Source organism: Paenibacillus xinjiangensis (assembly GCF_059686975.1).
Genome location: NZ_JCAALS010000042.1, coordinates 1 through 15,878 on the forward strand (window position 1 = coordinate 1; position 15,878 = coordinate 15,878).

17 protein-coding genes and 1 pseudogene are annotated in these 15,878 nt (G+C 43.8%); 6 read left to right on the forward strand and 12 right to left on the reverse strand.

The window, feature by feature from the left end:
• Positions 1–357: 357 nt before the first annotated feature.
• Positions 358–729 (forward strand): annotated as a pseudogene (locus tag AC6ESP_RS27845) (transposase); the annotation flags it as partial.
• Here the strand turns inward: AC6ESP_RS27845 and AC6ESP_RS27850 are convergent.
• Positions 659–1,255, reverse strand: coding sequence for a hypothetical protein (locus AC6ESP_RS27850; RefSeq protein ID WP_497100022.1), 597 nt, complete (start codon positions 1,253–1,255; stop codon positions 659–661). The pseudogene AC6ESP_RS27845 and the gene AC6ESP_RS27850 sit on opposite strands and share 71 nt — an antisense overlap.
• Positions 1,256–1,540: 285 nt before the next feature.
• Here AC6ESP_RS27850 and AC6ESP_RS27855 point away from each other — a divergent pair, with 285 nt between their 5' ends.
• The 3 genes from AC6ESP_RS27855 (at position 1,541) to AC6ESP_RS27865 (ending at position 3,763) form a co-directional block, all read left to right on the forward strand.
• Positions 1,541–2,299, forward strand: a complete 759-nt coding sequence (locus AC6ESP_RS27855; protein WP_497100023.1) for a class I SAM-dependent methyltransferase — start codon at positions 1,541–1,543, stop codon at positions 2,297–2,299.
• A gap of 32 nt (positions 2,300–2,331) precedes the next feature.
• Entirely contained in the window at positions 2,332–3,261 is a 930-nt protein-coding gene (locus AC6ESP_RS27860; RefSeq protein WP_497100024.1) for a class 1 isoprenoid biosynthesis enzyme, read from the forward strand.
• 253 nt (positions 3,262–3,514) lie between these two features.
• Positions 3,515–3,763: an NHLP leader peptide family RiPP precursor gene (locus AC6ESP_RS27865; RefSeq protein WP_497100025.1), complete on the forward strand. Its 249-nt coding sequence runs from the start codon at positions 3,515–3,517 to the stop codon at positions 3,761–3,763.
• 33 nt (positions 3,764–3,796) lie between these two features.
• On the opposite strand, the gene AC6ESP_RS27870 is transcribed toward AC6ESP_RS27865, so the two are convergent.
• The 11 genes from AC6ESP_RS27870 to AC6ESP_RS27920 form a co-directional block, all read right to left on the reverse strand.
• Positions 3,797–5,707, reverse strand: a complete 1,911-nt coding sequence (locus tag AC6ESP_RS27870; protein ID WP_497100026.1) for an ATP-binding protein — start codon at positions 5,705–5,707, stop codon at positions 3,797–3,799.
• A 579-nt stretch (positions 5,708–6,286) separates the two neighbouring features.
• Positions 6,287–6,451 carry a DUF1328 domain-containing protein gene (locus AC6ESP_RS27875; protein WP_497100076.1) on the reverse strand — a complete coding sequence of 55 codons (165 nt, stop codon included), beginning with the start codon at positions 6,449–6,451 and terminating at the stop codon, positions 6,287–6,289.
• 156 nt (positions 6,452–6,607) lie between these two features.
• On the reverse strand, positions 6,608–7,429 hold the full coding sequence (locus AC6ESP_RS27880) for a CheR family methyltransferase (protein WP_497100027.1): 822 nt from the start codon (positions 7,427–7,429) through the stop codon (positions 6,608–6,610).
• A complete protein-coding gene (locus tag AC6ESP_RS27885) occupies positions 7,430–10,207 on the reverse strand; it encodes a CHASE3 domain-containing protein (RefSeq protein WP_497100028.1) in 2,778 nt (925 codons plus the stop codon).
• A 96-nt stretch (positions 10,208–10,303) separates the two neighbouring features.
• A complete protein-coding gene (locus AC6ESP_RS27890) occupies positions 10,304–11,056 on the reverse strand; it encodes a sigma-70 family RNA polymerase sigma factor (protein ID WP_497100029.1) in 753 nt (250 codons plus the stop codon).
• Positions 11,053–11,496, reverse strand: a complete 444-nt coding sequence (rsbW, locus tag AC6ESP_RS27895) for an anti-sigma B factor RsbW (RefSeq protein WP_497100030.1) — start codon at positions 11,494–11,496, stop codon at positions 11,053–11,055. The genes AC6ESP_RS27890 and rsbW (AC6ESP_RS27895) overlap by 4 nt, the downstream gene beginning before the upstream one ends.
• A 46-nt stretch (positions 11,497–11,542) precedes the next feature.
• Positions 11,543–12,040 (reverse strand): DUF948 domain-containing protein, encoded by a 498-nt coding sequence (locus AC6ESP_RS27900; RefSeq protein WP_497100031.1) that lies wholly within the window; start codon positions 12,038–12,040, stop codon positions 11,543–11,545.
• Positions 12,041–12,176: 136 nt separating this feature from the next.
• Positions 12,177–12,611, reverse strand: coding sequence for an anti-sigma B factor RsbW (gene rsbW, locus AC6ESP_RS27905; RefSeq protein ID WP_497100032.1), 435 nt, complete (start codon positions 12,609–12,611; stop codon positions 12,177–12,179).
• Complete coding sequence (locus tag AC6ESP_RS27910; protein WP_497100033.1) at positions 12,608–12,940, reverse strand: STAS domain-containing protein; 333 nt, start codon at positions 12,938–12,940, stop codon at positions 12,608–12,610. The genes rsbW (AC6ESP_RS27905) and AC6ESP_RS27910 overlap by 4 nt, the downstream gene beginning before the upstream one ends.
• Positions 12,941–13,044: 104 nt before the next feature.
• Positions 13,045–13,629 carry a hypothetical protein gene (locus AC6ESP_RS27915; protein ID WP_497100034.1) on the reverse strand — a complete coding sequence of 195 codons (585 nt, stop codon included), beginning with the start codon at positions 13,627–13,629 and terminating at the stop codon, positions 13,045–13,047.
• 116 nt (positions 13,630–13,745) lie between these two features.
• Entirely contained in the window at positions 13,746–14,876 is a 1,131-nt protein-coding gene (locus AC6ESP_RS27920) for a SpoIIE family protein phosphatase (protein WP_497100035.1), read from the reverse strand.
• A 219-nt stretch (positions 14,877–15,095) separates the two neighbouring features.
• Here AC6ESP_RS27920 and AC6ESP_RS27925 point away from each other — a divergent pair, with 219 nt between their 5' ends.
• Positions 15,096–15,434 (forward strand): YtxH domain-containing protein, encoded by a 339-nt coding sequence (locus tag AC6ESP_RS27925; protein WP_497100036.1) that lies wholly within the window; start codon positions 15,096–15,098, stop codon positions 15,432–15,434.
• Positions 15,427–15,855: a hypothetical protein gene (locus tag AC6ESP_RS27930; RefSeq protein WP_497100037.1), complete on the forward strand. Its 429-nt coding sequence runs from the start codon at positions 15,427–15,429 to the stop codon at positions 15,853–15,855. The genes AC6ESP_RS27925 and AC6ESP_RS27930 overlap by 8 nt, the downstream gene beginning before the upstream one ends.
• The last annotated feature ends 23 nt before the right edge of the window (positions 15,856–15,878 follow it).

Genomic DNA, 15,878 nt, shown 5'->3' on the forward strand with positions numbered 1-15,878 from the left:
TCCAAATGGTACTTAAACCGGTGGTTAGCTAATGAATAAGACCCTCAGAGGGCCTTATTCTCTGCGAAATGGTGCTCTGCAAGAAGAATAAGAACCTGCCGGACCGTTAACGCGCAGCACATAGCTCCAAATGGTGCTCAAGCCGAACAAGTGCAGCAAAACACGAGCGAAAGCAGGAACTGGTGTACCGCATGACGGGTCGTCACAAGTACTGACATTACGTCTCGGATCCAAAGCTGTGTGCCTCTTGCCCGATACTGGAAAAGTGTACGCGATCTCGCAACAAGTGAAAGATCTCACCCGACTCATCTGGGAGATATCAAGGAGCAAGTGTGATTAAACCGCCTCAGCAAGTCTGGCAAAAGACTTTACCGAAAACGAAAAGAGACGATTGAACGAAGCTCCGCGGATGCTAAACAGCTCCATGGGTTTCACTGTTGCCGGTTGCGGGGATTGTGCAAAGTAACGGAGCAAGCGCTGATAGCCGCAGACGTGCAGAGCATGAAGAAGATCGCCCTCTATCTTGAAAGGAGGGGCAATAGGAAGCTCCCCTTCCTTAGCTTCATTCAGATCCCCAAAACAAAGAGAAACCCAAACGTCTTGAGACAAGACGTAGGGTTTCTCGACAATCTGAAGATCTCTACGAGTAGAGATCTCATTACGCCGTTCTGGTCGTATCAACAGGCTGTAATGGACAATTCACATTTCCCATACTCATGCCCATATTAATGTTCATATAGGATTGCAGCGTGCCTTCATACACTAGCTCCAGCATCGGGGTATTCTCCAGGTCTCCTGGCCTGACGAGGAAAGAGGATTTGTTAACCAAATGAACGCCGCTCTCTTCGAACACGGTTGCCACGAACTGTGAGCAGAAGTAGGCGTAATCTCTTTTCATCTGAATGTTAAATAACAAGCCCACTACACCTAGCAGGTTATAACGATATTGATCACGATTCTCTTCCATATGTTCAATTAAATTTCTCATCTTAAGATAAGCCGATTGGTTCACTCGAATCCGGTATAGTGCGCATGCAGCTTGCTCGAACAATTGCCCACGCATGTTCTCCTTCACGAAACCTCCAAAGAAAGGGTTATGTGGGTTTTTACGTCCAAAGCTATATACCTCGTTCAAATCACTGTCAAAAGCGATAGAAGCGTGATTAAGCGGATCCTTCGTAAATAGCTTGATTGTTTTCGTAAAAAGTGTTCCTGTATCCGTTAAAACAACGTATACTTCGAAATCGCTTGTCATGCCTTACAACCTCCACATTAAAGAACTATCATTCCTTTTATTACTTTAATGCAGCAGCCATGGTTTCATAACCTACTTAGGTATTAAAGTCTGACTCGACCTTAGTCTAGTTTTGTAATGACGCTGGCTTTCTCCATTTTAATGGAATCTGTACACTTTCTCAACCAAAACTTAGTAATGGGTTAGGTTCGTCCTTAACCAGTCCCCTTGTACTATTATATATTCCTATTAGGACTTACGTGCTATATTGATACTAGAAAATATTAGCATACGAGGGTGAGATTGATGAAGCAGACAGGAACTGACTTGTTCGATGAAATGCTGACGGTTACTAGTGACTTATTTTTTGATATGGAGAATCTATTGTTTTTCACCCCACTAAGCGGAGTAGCTGGAACACTAGTCGATGTGGGCTGCGGCAATGGTGCATACGTCTCCAAGCTTCAGGAGAGCAACCCCACGCTTCATGCGATAGGACTCGAGATCGAATCTGCAATCTATGAACGAGCACTAGCTAAGCAGCGGGTTGGCCTCGACTTTCACCTCTCCAGCTATGAGACAGGTCCGATTGCTCCCAATAGTGTCGATACCATACTTGCCAGACTAGTTATTCTTCATATTAATGACCGCTCCCATTTCGCTGAATGGGCACGTACCCGCCTCTCTAGTACTGGCAGATTGATCATCATTGATGTCGACGATGATTCTCTCCATACGAATGAACAGCTCCCCTTGTTCTCCCAATTATATGTGCAGTCCCGCAGGAGCATTCAACGAGACCGTCTGTTGACCGTTCAAGACGCTCTCAAGCTGGAGCTTCAATACAATGGCTTGCAGCATACAGGCACGAAGCATTATCACCTTAGAGCGGATACTTACGCAATAAAGCACAAGCTGTACAAGTATATGCAATGTGTAACCGAGCTGTATTTGAACAGCCCAATTCCTGCTGACAGACTGGATGAATTGTCTGCTTGGTTGAACAATGATCAAGCTGACCATCAGATTCATATGTTCGGAATGGAGTTCGTAAAAGAAGCCTAAATAAAATATTTTATGAAATGGAGGGTATTAACATGGATTATTTCAAACCATTTGAAGCTGAGATGGAGCACGTGTTTACGGAAGCCAAGCGTATCATTGCACGCTTCCCCGAACCGTTTGATCAAGCTGGTCTAAGCTATTTGAGAAAATTCAACCCCCTGGAGCCCGGCAGCTCCAAAAACTATATCTGTTATCTGCTTCCTTATTGGATCCAAGATATTTCTCTCCATACTAACGAGCATAGCAGACAACTGTCTCTTGCCAACGTGTTTAATATGCTCTATTTCTTCGTACAGGATGATTTGATGGATTCCGCCCCGGTGAATTGGAAGGATCAGCTTGCTCTTGGAAATTTATTTCATTTAGAGCTCAATCGTATTCTACGGAGGCATTTCTCTTATGAGAGCCCGTTCTGGAATTATTGGGACAAGTATGTTCAAGAGTGGACTATCGCTGTTACGAATGAGTCAGAGCAGGATTACTATCACACCAACCCCATTATGGTGGCAAAGAAAGCATCTCCCTTAAAGCTGGCAAGCACTGGGGCTTTGCTCTTGTCCAATCAGCCGCATCTCATTACACAAATGGAGGAATTCGTTGATTATGTTCTTGTCTCACTGCAATTATGCGATGATTTGGCTGATTGGGAAGAGGATCTTGAGGAGGGCAGCTATAACTGTCTACTAGCTCTTATCAAGAAGCAGTATAACGCCGAGCTTTCGAAGAAAAATATTGAGAATGCTATTTTCCTCCATGACTGTTTAAGCCCATACTCTGCGACAGCTCTAGAGCATTTGAGCATTACTCAGACCTATTGGCCAAACCAGGCTAAATTCCTGCACGGCTTCCATCAGAATATGGCCTCTCAATTAGAGAACAAGGCTCAGAGCTTGCAAGATAACAGACGATTGCTGCGTACAGGAGGTTTCAATTATTTCCTCTACTCTACAAATTTTACGTGATTAAATTATCCAAAAGCTTGGGAAGCTGATCATTTAAAGAACATTTTCTTAAAAATCCGAATTTTCAAGAAACCTAACAGTGTCGAGAGTTTTCGAATAGCTCTGGGCACTGTTTTTTTTGCAAGATTAACACACAATACTATAGGCTCAGGTCTAAAGTCTTAAAATAATAGTCGAATATACGTAAATAGTAGTAGAATCTGTCGAATAAACGTGTTAAGATTCAATGGAAAAGATATACATATTAGAGAGGATGATTGATGTGTCAGCAGAGCAAATTTTACGTGAGCAAATTATTACGAAAGCTTGGGAGGACGAAGCCTTCAAGCAACAACTTCTTACTAATCCTAGAGAAGCCATCAAAGAAGCATTCGGCATTGCTGTTCCTGATCATATCGAACTCAAAGCACTAGATGAAACACCTACACAGCTTTATCTTGTTATCCCACCTAACCCTGCAACTTTAAGTGAAGAAGCATCTGTTAAAATAGAAATGTGGTAACCTACCATTAATTAATTTTAAGCACTGGGTGGATCATGATCCGCTCAGTGCTTTTATTTCAGCTACAGGAAACCGAATAATGGCTTCCGTTCCTATACCTTTCGTACTTTTGAATTCGATCACACCGTCCATTACTTCTATAATTCTGAATGTTACCATTAATCCAAGTCCCGTACCTTTGGATTTATTCGAGAAATATGGTTCTCCTAGCTTGCTCAGTTCACTTTCTGTCATTCCTTCACCATTATCCTTAATATGAATGAAAACTTCCCCATTGTGCTCATATGCCCGAATTTCAATCTGACCTTGACCGTGCAATGCTTCGACGCTGTTTTTGATTATATTAATAAAGGCTTGCTTGAACTTAGATGAATTCCCCTTCACATACAAATCATCTGGCAAGTCAACCTTAATTTCACCACCTTGAAGGTTAGCGAGAGGAATGAGGATACCTTCTATTTGGCGCAATTCATCCGCTATATTCAGAGTGGTCAGTTGTTCAATCTGAGGCTTGGCAAAGGTTAGAAAGTCAGTAATGATACTAGAGGCTCGATCTAATTCCTCTATAGAAAGTGCCAAATAGTTCTTATCCTTGTCATTGGTTGACTTCTCCCCAAGCAGCTGTAGAAAACCTCGCGTCACCTGCAGCGGGTTTCTAACCTCATGTGCAACTGAAGCGGCAAGCTGACTAATAATATCCAATTTTTCAGATCGCTGCAGCTCATTATTATAAATTTCGAGTTTCTTAGAATACTCAACAATCTGCTCATAGTTTCTTGAAATTCTGCGTGCAAGTATAATAATTAGGGATAAAATAAAACTAATGACTCCAAATTTCCAATAATAGAGTTCATAGTGGGTACCTTCAATTAAGAACCATATAATCTCCATTGACACAATTAATGCAAATATAGAGAATCCGATTGTCACTATAATCGCTTCTCTGTTTTTTTTGAAGGAATAATAGCCAAGACAATATACTAGAACAAGAATGCTAGTGATCATGATTATACCTGCTATGGTGACAGAGTAGATGAAGTAAAAATCACGAATACTGTTATTTGTAGCCACATTGATCATTAACAAAACTAATGAAAGGGTCGAATTGATGACCAGAATTTTTCTTAGCCATTTTAGAAGAGACCAAGGCCCTTGCCCAAAAATCTTTTCGAAAAATAAAAATAATGCCGGCATAAACACGGTCAAAGCAACATCAAACATTCTATAATAAGTGTGCGCATATTTGGTGTAAAAAGTGTATAAGAACGGTGAATAGGTAACTATCATAATGCCAACTGAAAGTATAACTATACATAATGCTTTCCATCCAGCAAGATATTTCGCATCGATAAAGATCGTACAGAATAGCATGATGATAGCTACACTAATAAAGGATAAGCCAAGAATCATGTCGACGATATCACGTTTCATATAGTCTTCTAATAAGTTTTGATAATCCCCTACTGCAAATTGCTCTTGAATTCCAATACGATCAGACTCTGAAGTCAATTTGATTAGAAGCATCTTATTAGAATCAGACGGAGCTAAAGGGATAATAATCGAATTCACATCATAGCCGTATCCCCTAGTTGATTTGAAAATGTTACGATCATCTATATAAATGTAAACATTCTGTGCATAAGCTTTAGATATGACCAAGCCCGGACTATCCCACTCCAGGACAGGCAGCTTCACTCTAATCCAAGCAGAATTGGCCTCAGCTGGTTTAACTGGGGCTAAATCTTCAACGCTTATAGGAAACCATTGTTCCATAGCGAGAAGTCCATTATCATCTGAAGATAATCCTACACCGACATCCTCTGCCCATTGCATCTCCCACTGATCAATTATAATGTTAGGAGAATTCTGTGAATTCTGCGCATAGGCTTGGGGTAGTATGAATAGAAACTGTAACGCAATTATTAGTCCGATGAAAGTTGTCATTCTGCGTATAGCTATCATCCATGCACCTCAAAGCATTAAAAGTTCAAAACTAGTTCTTATTTCATAGTTATTCGACAAACTTCGATAATCCCCCTGCAAACATTTGTCCATTCCACGAAATTTTTAACACTATTTACCTCTATACTCCATAAATAAGGCTCTTGTAACTCTATAAATAGCCAATACCTATTGGACTTTACCTTAATAGAATAGAGAATAAGCTATCGTTTATCTTACAATAAACGGCCAGCATAATCGATAAGATAAGAGGGATGATAGGCTACTATGGGATGCCAGATCGGAAGGGTCCTCATCGAGAGGAACGAAGGAATCATTATATTCGGTAATGTTGGAACCTTGAATATTAATACAGTCTCTAAGTCCAGCGAGACGAGCAGTTCTACTGACACAAGCAACTCTGCAACTTCAGCCGACTCAGGAGCTGAGCAGAGTGCAGGAGGCTCTAATACAGGTATGCATTACAAAAAAAGGCGTTAAGGCTGTCACTGCTTACTTAACCATAACACAAAAGAAGCTGTCGAGTGTTCTCGACAGCTTCTTTTGTGTATATGATTCACATTACATTGATCGGCGACGACCGGTAATAAGCGAAATAACGAACAGAATGAGGAAGACTACGAATACGACTTTGGCGATACCAACCGCTGCAGATACGATCCCCCCAAATCCGAATACAGCTGCCACAATGGCTATGAATAAGAATACGAATGCCCAGTATAACATAATATTCATCCTCCTTTAGTAGTTCCTTTTGTTTGTTTTGCTATACTTCTTATTAACCATTTCAGGGCGTTTTGAATCAGTTTAGGCCCATATTACAGCTCGATCTATAGCCTTTAACTCAACAGAAAAGAGGTCCCAGAATGCTCCGGAACCTCTTTATATTTTGCGATATATACGCTCGCCAGTATTGAATTCAGCATAGCGAATTGAACTATCTACTAGGACAATGGATTCCTTACTCCCAAGCCCTAGAAACCCACCAGACGCTAAGCTGTTGTAGAACAGCTTGTGTACGTTCTGCTGCAAGTCATTGTCGAAGTAGATGAGAACATTACGGCACACAATGACGTGGAACTCATTGAACGAACCGTCCGTGACCAGATTATGCTGCCCAAATATGAGGCTCTGCTGAAGCTCCGGAACAAAATAGGCGAATTGATGATCCGTCTTATAATATTCGGAGAAAGCTTTCAGCCCGCCAGCATCTATATAGTTCTTCGTATAGGTCTGCATATTCTTCAACGGGTATGCGCCTCGTCTTGCCTTCTGCAAGCCCGCCTCATTCATATCTGTTGCATAAATTTTGGTCCGCTCCGCAAGACCTTCTTCCTGAAGCATAATGGCCATCGAATAGACTTCCTCACCTGTGGCGCAGCCAGCATGCCATATCCTGATCTCAGGCAGATGCTTCAAGTGAGGAAGAACCTCCATACGAATCGATCTGAAGAAGCTTGGATCACGGAACATCTCTGTCACACTTATCGAAAAATCACGCAGCACCTTGTCGAGCATTTCAGAATTATGAAGGACTTCATTCAATAGTAGTGTAATTGTAGGTATATTCTCGATTCGCAGACGGTTCTGCAATCGCCGCTTCAGAGATGACCTTACATAATGCCGGAAGTCAAACCCATAATAGCTGTATACCCCATCCAGGAATAAGGTTAGCTCCAGATCCTCTAGCTCGTTGATGTTCATCTATCCCTCCTGCTTAGTCAGCCACACCCGCAGCAAGGAAAACAGCTGTTCCATCTGTAGCGGCTTGCTGATATAATCGGATGCTCCCGCTTCCAGACACTTGTCTCTATCCTGTTTCATCGCTTTCGCCGTCAGTGCAATAATCGGTAGATTGCGCAGATTAGGATTAAGACGAATATTTCTCATTGCCTCATATCCGTCCATGATCGGCATCATGATGTCCATGAGCACAACATCGAAGTCAGGCTCCTCATTCAGTATTTCCAGACACTGCTTGCCGTTAGTAGCAGACTTCACTAGAATGTCCTTACTTCCTAACGACGTTTTGAGCGCGAATAAATTACGTTCGTCATCGTCCACCAGCAAGACCTTTTTACCTCTGAACAGCTGCTTCTCCTCTTTGGAAGCCCCGGCAGCCTGTTCAGCCCCATCATGATCCATAGCCGAGGAAAGAGCCTCCTGCACAATGAGCGTATCATCGCTAACAGCTGTTTGTTTATGGCTGTTCTGTATAACGGTACGACTGAGCGCGAACTCCTCACTAATGCTAGGCAAGTAAAGCGTGAATGTGCTACCCTCTTGAAGACTGCTCTCCAGAACTAGCTTACCGCCTAATAAACGGGTGAATTCTCGGCAAATAGATAACCCTAGACCTGTCCCTCCAAATTGGCGGTTAGTCGTACCGTCCGCTTGCTGGAACGCCTCGAATATAATCTCCTGCTTGTCAGGGGCAATACCAATTCCGGTATCCGTTATTGAGATAGCTGCCATCGATTCAAAAGGCATTTCATCATCATACAGCTGACGAATGACATCATCGTCAACAGCGCTAATTCGCATCGTTACCGAGCCTTCCTCCGTAAACTTAAAGGCATTGGACAACAAGTTCTTCACAATATGCTGCAGGCGATGTCCATCTGTGGAGATGAGCTTCGGAGCGTCTTCCTCCAGATACGCATGGAACGTTATTTGCTTGTTATCTGCTACTGGCGCGAACAGCTGCTGCATAACCGTAGGCAGCTCAGTCATGTTCACTTCATCTACCATTACGTCTAGCTTGCCCGCTTCTATCTTCGATAAATCGAGGATATCATCAATAAGAGTCAGCAAATCCGTGCCAGCCGAGTGAATAACACGAGAGTAATGCTCCTCTTCATCCGTTAGTGTACCGTTATCGTTCTCATAGAGCATCTGGGACAAGATCAGAATACTATTCAGCGGAGTCCTCAGCTCATGCGACATATTCGCAAGGAAATCGGTCTTATACTGCGAGCTCGCTTCGAGCTTCCTCGAATAATCCTCAAGATCATTCTTCGCCTTCTCCAACTCCTCCGCCCGTTGCTCTACAAGACCCTTCTGGTCCTCCAAAAACTCATTGGTAAGACGCAGCTGCTCTTGCTGCATTTGGAGTTCCTCCGACTGAGCTTGCAGCTCCTCGGATTGGGCCTGCAGTTCTTCTGTCAGCATTTGAGATTCATTCAACAGCCGCTCGACTTCCATCCGCCCTGTTACACTATTGATAGCTGTACCGAACGTTTGCTGAACCGACTCTACTAATTTCATATGCTTGTCTTCAAAAGGCATAAGGGAAGCAAATTCAATGACAGCCAGCACCTTGCCCTCATAGAACACCGGTACAACCAATAGGCTTCTAGGCATTGTTGACCCAAGCGCAGAGCTTATCTTCACATAATCGACAGGAAGATCCTGCATATGATACATTCGTTTATCTACAACACACTGCCCTGCCAGTCCTTCACCTGGCTTGAAGCTTGCAGCAGCAGCTACTTCTTCACTGCCACCTGCGAATGACGCCGTCCTCACATATTTCACAAGACCGCCGCTTTGCGTATGACGAACGTAAACAGCCCCATAGGCTGCATCAATAATTGGCGTAATCTGCCTTATGAATGCTTCGGACAGCTCGGTAATATGATTGAAGCCCTGATAAGTGAGCGAGACATCTGCAACTCTCGTCTGGATCCAGGTCTGTTTGTTGAAGGAGTCTAGAAGAGCATTCGTCTCATCTGCCAGCTCCTTGATCTCATCATTCGTATTTACTCGAATACGAGTCGTCACTTCACCCTCTGAGAATGCGATGTGATGCAAGGTGTTGATTACTTTCTTAATTGTTTTTACAATCGAGTTGGAGATATACAAGGCTATGATTACGGAGAATACCGTTACAAGTCCAAGGACAAGAAATAAGACGCCTTTCAAATTATTATTACTTGAATCCAATTGGTTCACACGTGCTGCTGTCAGCTGCTTCTCCGTCGCTCGGAAAGAGCTGAACTGCTCTCTAATCTGAGCGATTTGCACCTGCCCTTGATCATCCTGATAATATTTCGATATTTCAATCGTATTATTGTCTTTTCGCAGATTAATAACTCGATCTCCTGCTGTACTTATCCATTGCTCAATCCCTGTCTTAATCGTTTCAAGGTTCTTGTACTGCACGGGATTATCAGCTATAAGAGAAGATAGCTCGTTATATCGTTCGACCCAAGCCGCACGTGCTTGATTATAAGGCTCCAGATAAGCCTCTTCTCCCGTTATCACATAACCTCGTTGTCCCGACTGCATCTCGAGCAAGTTGATTTCAAGCTGATTTAGCACCTCATGAACCTCAATGTCATGATCAGCCACGTAATTAATTTCATCTTGCAGTGCAGATAATCTCTCTACCACTATTAAAATAGATACTCCTAGACAGAACAAAATAATAATATAGCCTAATATAATCTTTAATCGGATATTAAGATGGAAAGGCTTCAACTTTAATCCTCCCTGTTTCCTGCCATACCTATTACTCTACCATTAAAAGAAAGGATCGGACAAGAAAATGGATGAAGTTGCCGCCCTCCGCCTAAGCTATAGCCTTTCCCTCAGCTTCTCAATAGCACGCTTCTGAATACGCGATATGCTCATCTGAGAAACACCCAGCTGATCTGCAATCGTTCGCTGCGACTGGCCTTCCTGATAGATTAGTCGAATGACCGTACGCTCTTCCTCCTTCAGATGCTGGAGCGCTTCACTAATGTCAAGCTGCATATCAAGAGCACGGTACTCATCTGTAGGATTTGCAATTAAATCACCAATAGACGCACTATCCCCTTCACTCGTAAGAGGAGTATCGAGCGACGTAAAATGATAATAATCACGACCAGCCAATATTTCAATCGTTTCCTCCTCAGTCAGCTCAAGATGTGCGGCAATCTCCTCGACCTTCGGAGAGCGCTCCAGCTTCATCGTTAAGTCATCAATGGCCTGCTGAAGCACACTGCCTTTTTCCTTCACCCGCCTTGGCACTTGAATATACCACGAGCGATCCCTTAAGTAATTTTTGAGATTGCCGATTACACTCTTCATTGCATACCCCTCGAACGGGATGCCGATTGAGGGGTCATACTGCTTAAATAACCGCAGCATCGACATTTGGCCTACTTGGTACAAGTCTTCATATAAGTCGGGTCGGCTGCGAGACATTTTGCCTGCAGCCATCCGTACAATTGCCTCATAATGCAAGAGAAGAGCGGTTGCAGCATCGTTACATCCGCTTTCCCTATAGGTCTGCATAAATGCGTCTATATCGAATTGTGAATGGGAAGATGCTTTTACAGTCATGCCATTTCCTCTTTTCTGCTGAGCAGCTTCGTAAGAATGACCTCCGTGCCGCGAGTCGTAACAATCTCTACATTGTCCATAAGAGCTTGCATAAGATACAGCCCAAGTCCTCCTACGGCAGCTTCACTCAGCTTGGTCCTATGAAGAGAAGTTGATTTATGAACGGCCTGCTCGAAGTTAAAGCTTGCTCCTTCATCTTTAACTCGGATAGTCAATCCGTCAGCTCCCTGCTCGAATTGAAGGTGAACCGAGCCTCTATCCTGTCCGCTACTATATCCATGGATGATCGCATTATTGCATGCCTCTCCTACAGCTACCTTCATATCCTCAATCTGCTCATACGCAAAGCCGAGCTTCACTGCCACACCATACAAGGTCAATCTGACTAATTCTAAATAATCAGCATCCGCCGGTATTGTTAATTGCACGATTGGTTTCATATCCGCTTTCTTTCCCTTCTGCATTGTTTCATATTTAAACTTCTTTTCACAGTGTCTTAGATGGCATTCCATTTCTTACCGGTGCTGCTGCTTGCTTATTTCTCACATAGGATTGCAGCAGCTTCGCAGCAATCGCTGTACCTTGAGCTATCCATTGCAGCTTATTAGTCTTATCAGGCTGACTAGGCTTCTCTGCCTTCTTATTGCTCTCCTGCTTCGTCTTGACGGAGTCAATAAACGCAACTGCGCTCTGCTTCACAGCCGAAGTCGCTTCGTGTATGACCTGCCCCATATCCCCTACCGACGAGAATAGTCCATCCAATGAGTGAAGCTTCGTATTCACATCAGCGGCAACTTGGTTAGTCGTGTGGACAACACCTTTCACCTCTGAGCCGATCGTCGTAATCTCATGCTTGACCTCAACAAGCGTCATACGCATTTCATCCAAAGAAAACTTCAAAGATCTTAATGTATCAACAAGATAATAGACAAGAACCGCGAATGATATTGCTGCAATAATGATTCCAATTTCCCAGAGCATCATTATTCCCTCTCCCTTCATCATACCGTAATGTTAATCTTTAGTTACCCCTCTGTCTCAGAGTTGAAACGGATGTCTTAAGAAATAAATAACCACGAGAATATCGGCATAGAGGACTGCCCTTCTCGTGGTTATATGCTTAATGAGCTATCGCCAAATGCTTCGTCATTACAACTTCCGTGCCTTGCTCCGTATGAATCTCTACTTCGTCCATCAGAGCTTGCATTAAGTACAGGCCAAGCCCGCCAATCTCTAATTCGCTTGCATCATCTGCTGCTAGGGGAGTGGCATGATTAAGCCCGGTACTGGCCGCAAAGCTCTGCCCGGCATCCTTCACCCGAATCGTTAATCCCTCAGCTTCAGACTCAAATTCAATATCGATCACTTGCTGCGGGTCATCTTGCTCCGGGTAGGCATGCAATATAGCATTATTGCACGCTTCTCCTACGGCAACCTTCATATCTTCAATATCCTCATAAGAGAAGCCCATCTTAGAAGCAATGCCGTACAGCGCGAGTCTCACAAGATCCAGATACTCAGCATCTGCCGGAATTTGTATCACGACCCGCTTCATCCTTTGTCAGCAACTCCTTCATTAATAAACCCTGATATTCCAGTCATATCGAACAATTTGCGTATGGTGCTTGGAATATGACGAACGAAGAATGGAGCCTTCAGCTCATCCCTTGCTTTTATAACCGATACGATAATGCCAATACCTGTGCTATCTACATAAGCCAGTCGTTCTATATCAAGTACTAATGCTTTATCCGCACGGTTTACCAATGTTTCCAATAGTGATCGAAACTCGGGAGCAGCAGCCAAATCCAGCTCTCCGCCGACCTGAACAATAATCTCTTTATCCGTTTCCTGTAACATCAATTGAAATTTGTTTAACGTCATCGGACACACTCCCACATCTAATTTAAACATTCTTGAATAAATAGTAACAAAAAAATTCACAGGAGTACAAGCACGCGCAAAAGCTGATCATGGGATCAGCCCTGTTATACGCTCGCCATATGATAATAGCTTAGTGACAGCAACTTATCGGACTCACGATCTATAAACATCTTAATAATCGCCTCGCCTCTTACGAATACCAGTCCGTCCTCTGCCGTATAATCGGGATTGCCTAATCGATCTAGAAGCTCAGCTGCCTGCATAGGTATTTGGTTCTTATTGAGATAGACATAGCTTGCTTCCGCTGATACATCCACATATTCAACAATGCCATCCATAAACCCAATTGTCATATGCTCATATTCGTAGATCTCACTCTCCCCAAGATAAGGATCTTCTTCGATGGCAAGAGGCTTGCCTAAATGCTGAATAACGGCTTCTTGATCGTCATACAGAGAAATACCATTGACTGTATGGAACATATCCATAACCGTATCATCAGCCTTTTCCGCTGCTAGCACTGTCGATGTGCTCTGCGTGCTCTGCATATCCTGCGTGTTCTGCGTTGGTATAACGATCTCATTCGCAGACTCGGACATCGAGTTCCAAGCAGAAGTCGAATACGCACCATAACCACTAATTGCTAATATGCCGGTTATGATCATGCTTATGATACCAACCCTATTCACATTAACCATCTCCTCGCTTGCATATCGCAATAGTGTAGGCAATGGACTTAATATCTATTACACCGCTTTCGTCGTGTTGAAACAGGAGATATTCATTTTATTTGTGAATCTTATTTCTAGGTCTCAACGGTCACGAGGCAAATATCATCCTGCTGGTTCTCGCCCGCTATACCTTCGAGCAATTCCGCTAACTGCGCGTTAAGCTGTTCTCCATTTCCTGAAAGCTTGCCAGTCAGATGCTCCACACTATCCTCTTGGCCCTTCGCAATCATATCAAGCAGACCATCTGTGTAGAGCAGCACCTTCACATTGTCTTGGTAGGAGATCATTCCTTTGTTAATACTGATATCAGGGAAAAAGCCAATTGCGCTGCATCCCTCAGTCATCTGTACAGGTATGCCATCCACATAAGCAATTCCGGGAGGATGGCCGGCATTCACGTACTCGATCGTCTTCTGCTTGGTATCCAATACGAAATAGATCGCCGTAAAATAATAATTCATTAATTGATTCGATGTATGCAGCTGAAGCATTCTCCGATTAAGCTCCTGCACCAGCTGCTCGGGATCTGTCATATTCTTAATGGTATCCTGCAGAGCTGAATAAATGTACATGCAGACGAGCGAAGAGGATATGCCGTGTCCCATCATATCAAGCAGAATAATGCCATATTTTCCATTTCCCAGATCATACCAAGCATAGAAATCACCCGCTAGCTCGGAGGATGGCTGATAGATGGCGCTAATCTGTACTTCATCATTATGAATAGGCTCGCTTAGCACACTTCGCTGTACCTGCTTGGCTAGGTCGAGCTCTTGGAAAATACGCTTGTCCCGCTCCTTATGCCAGTCCTTCTCGTATTTCAGACGAAGCGCTGAACGAATCCGTGCCAGCAGCTCTACTTTATTAATAGGCTTCATCACGTAGTCGCTCGCGCCTGCATCCAGTGCCTCAGCAAGCTTGTTCGAATCACCAAGCGCCGTTACGAATATAATCGGGATATCTCTGAACCGCTCTTGCTCCTGTATGGTTCGGCAAGCCTCTATTCCGTCGATCTCCGGCATCATCATATCCATTAATATGAGCGATATTGGAGCTTCTGTACCCTTAGGACAATTAAGCTCCAATAGTTCGAATAACTCCCGTGCAGAAGATGCCGTCACATTATCATCATAGCCGGCTCTCTCCAGAATTCTCTCAATGATAAGGAGATTAGTGGCATTATCGTCTACGATCGCAATACGCATATGAGGTTCCTCCATTTCGTCTCTCTCTATATAGATCAACATCTATTAACCATTCTAAACGATGAAGACTCACATGTAGTTATACCATACTCGGAAGCCGCCTCTCCATTCTTCAGCATAAAGAAATGAACAAGTAATGTTTCAAATAGCAGGCAGCGGGTTATTTATTAGTATCAACACCGACTATTACAAGTGAAACAGGAAAAGGAGAGGATTAATATGCCTAACGAAGTGAAATCACATGGAAATGGATTGTTGTTCGGACTGATTATCGGAGGTGCGGTAGGCGCATTGTCAACTCTGCTCCTGGCTCCCAAATCCGGTGCCGAGATCAGAGAGAGCCTGTCTAACCGCTATCGCGACCTTACAGATAAGACAGGAGAGCTTGCTTCTGTTATTGGAGAAAAAAGCCAGAAGATCGCTCACACTGTAGGTGCAGAGGCAGCGGATTTACTTAGCCACGCCAAGCAAGGGACTGAGCGGGTAGCTGACAAATTCCGTTCCGCTAAGGATGAAGTGGAAGAGCAGGTCGCCGTTGCGGCAGAGCGTCATGGATAGGCAGCTGCTAGAGCAGAAGCTGACGAATTCAGGCCTTGAGAAGGTAGACTTGGTGGAAAGATCCATCTACCGATTCGATATGCTACATGAGCCTTCCAACCAAATATATCAGCTGTTCATTACAGCCGAGACGACAGAGCAGGGTGTAACGAGCGTACACTTCGATGAAGCCGATATTGCGGGAAGCGGCGGCGTTTCACTTGAAGTGCGCAAGGCTGCTATCTTGAAGCTTATTGAGCTGGAGCAGCTGTTCCAGTCATCTGCTGGCGCACCCCTATCTCAGGACAAGCTAGCACAGGCGAATAACAGCTCGATGGCTCAGAATGAGGATGAAATGAAGCGGCTCGGCAAAGAAATGGATCATATGAGTACCAATAGCGAGCTAGTGGCGCGCGACCTCGTTCCTGATCCGAGACAATAACACAACGGTTAAGCAAAGGACGG

What these genes read in the sequence shown, in the direction of transcription:
- AC6ESP_RS27850 (WP_497100022.1), bottom strand. Translation starts at nt 1,255, where the DNA reads ATGACAAGCGATTTCGAAGTATACGTTGTTTTAACGGATACAGGAACA.
- AC6ESP_RS27855 (WP_497100023.1), top strand. Translation starts at nt 1,541, where the DNA reads ATGAAGCAGACAGGAACTGACTTGTTCGATGAAATGCTGACGGTTACT.
- AC6ESP_RS27860 (WP_497100024.1), top strand. Translation starts at nt 2,332, where the DNA reads ATGGATTATTTCAAACCATTTGAAGCTGAGATGGAGCACGTGTTTACG.
- AC6ESP_RS27865 (WP_497100025.1), top strand. Translation starts at nt 3,515, where the DNA reads ATGATTGATGTGTCAGCAGAGCAAATTTTACGTGAGCAAATTATTACG.
- AC6ESP_RS27870 (WP_497100026.1), bottom strand. Translation starts at nt 5,707, where the DNA reads ATGACAACTTTCATCGGACTAATAATTGCGTTACAGTTTCTATTCATA.
- AC6ESP_RS27875 (WP_497100076.1), bottom strand. Translation starts at nt 6,451, where the DNA reads ATGTTATACTGGGCATTCGTATTCTTATTCATAGCCATTGTGGCAGCT.
- AC6ESP_RS27880 (WP_497100027.1), bottom strand. Translation starts at nt 7,429, where the DNA reads ATGAACATCAACGAGCTAGAGGATCTGGAGCTAACCTTATTCCTGGAT.
- AC6ESP_RS27890 (WP_497100029.1), bottom strand. Translation starts at nt 11,056, where the DNA reads ATGACTGTAAAAGCATCTTCCCATTCACAATTCGATATAGACGCATTT.
- rsbW (WP_497100030.1), bottom strand. Translation starts at nt 11,496, where the DNA reads ATGAAACCAATCGTGCAATTAACAATACCGGCGGATGCTGATTATTTA.
- AC6ESP_RS27900 (WP_497100031.1), bottom strand. Translation starts at nt 12,040, where the DNA reads ATGATGCTCTGGGAAATTGGAATCATTATTGCAGCAATATCATTCGCG.
- rsbW (WP_497100032.1), bottom strand. Translation starts at nt 12,611, where the DNA reads ATGAAGCGGGTCGTGATACAAATTCCGGCAGATGCTGAGTATCTGGAT.
- AC6ESP_RS27910 (WP_497100033.1), bottom strand. Translation starts at nt 12,940, where the DNA reads ATGACGTTAAACAAATTTCAATTGATGTTACAGGAAACGGATAAAGAG.
- AC6ESP_RS27920 (WP_497100035.1), bottom strand. Translation starts at nt 14,876, where the DNA reads ATGCGTATTGCGATCGTAGACGATAATGCCACTAATCTCCTTATCATT.
- AC6ESP_RS27925 (WP_497100036.1), top strand. Translation starts at nt 15,096, where the DNA reads ATGCCTAACGAAGTGAAATCACATGGAAATGGATTGTTGTTCGGACTG.
- AC6ESP_RS27930 (WP_497100037.1), top strand. Translation starts at nt 15,427, where the DNA reads ATGGATAGGCAGCTGCTAGAGCAGAAGCTGACGAATTCAGGCCTTGAG.